We start from the raw sequence: 1114 nt of genomic DNA on the forward strand, positions 1-1114 counted from the left end.
CCTTCCCTAGCCGTAAAGGGCAACCAAATAAATCTGAAAAAGGCGGTAAAAAAGCGTTAGAACCGTTGCTTCAAGAAAATCCAGGCTGCAGTATCGAGTATGAACATGGGCATATCGAAGCACGCAAATGCTACGTAATACCAGCACAGGAACTGGCTGCTCATTACCCTGACTGGCAGGGGCTTCAAACACTGGGTATAGCGATAGGTTATCGCATTGATTCAGTAGGGGGAAAGAGTCGCTAGATACCGTTACTATATCAGTTCTGCAGTGCTGACATCCGAACATTTTCCCAACATTGTTCGAAGATACTGGGAAATTGAAAACCGATTGCACTAGGTGCCCGATGTCATGATGAATGAGGATGCCAGTCAGGTCGATCGCGGTAATGCCGCTAAACTCCTGGGTAGTATGCGTCATATGGCGCTTAACATGCTCGTTTAGAAACAAGCAAGAAAGCGAGTATCAGTCGCAAGCAGAAGATGGCGGCAATGAATCTTGCTTATTTAGAGCTACGTGCTTTTACCCTAGGAATTTGGCGTATCTTTTCGATTGGCACAACCTTCGCTCAGAGGTTTAGTATTTGAGCGATAGCCTGAGCTTCCTGCTGCCAGCCCTGCGCCAGGGTGCGTACTAGGGCGTCATAACCGTCCTCACCCTGTTTCAGCTCCAGACTGAACGGCCGTTTGATCAAACGCCCCTGGCGGTTCAGCACCCACTCGCCGCGAATGATCGCCTTGCCGTCAAAACGGCCGTGGAAACCGCTGATGGTCACGTTCAGCACAACCTGATCGCTGCTCATCGGCTGCGAAGAGACCACCCAGCCCGGCAGCGCACTGCTCAGGTTGGTGACCAGCGTTTGCTGCAGTTGCTGGTCGAGCGGGCTGGCCCACAGATTGTTCTGGGCAATCACATACTGCACGTCGTTGGTCTGATACACCACGCCGCTCTGCGCCAGATAATCCGCCACGCTCACGTGCTCCAGCCACAGCTGGCGCGTGGAGGCGCCGCTGCTGCTGACCACCGCCGGCGCGCCCAGCGCCGGCAACTGATAGTAAGTCTTCTGTGGTGAACTGCTGCAGGCGCTGAGCAACAGCGCCAGGGCTACCGGGAT

General features: G+C 53.9%; 1 protein-coding gene and 1 pseudogene. One reads left to right on the forward strand and one right to left on the reverse strand.

Annotation, left to right across the window (positions count from 1 at the left end; translation table 11 throughout):
* A pseudogene (locus HMPREF3138_RS26850) lies at window positions 1-245 on the forward strand (hypothetical protein); the annotation flags it as partial.
* A 323-nt stretch (window positions 246-568) separates the two neighbouring features.
* On the opposite strand, the gene pqiC reads toward HMPREF3138_RS26850, so the two are convergent.
* The coding region (gene pqiC, locus HMPREF3138_RS15750) for a membrane integrity-associated transporter subunit PqiC (protein WP_070559164.1) at window positions 569-1114 on the reverse strand (546 nt) is incomplete at its 5' end.

The sequence above is a fragment of the Serratia sp. HMSC15F11 genome (assembly GCF_001808215.1).
GTDB classification, from domain to species: domain Bacteria; phylum Pseudomonadota; class Gammaproteobacteria; order Enterobacterales; family Enterobacteriaceae; genus Serratia; species Serratia nevei.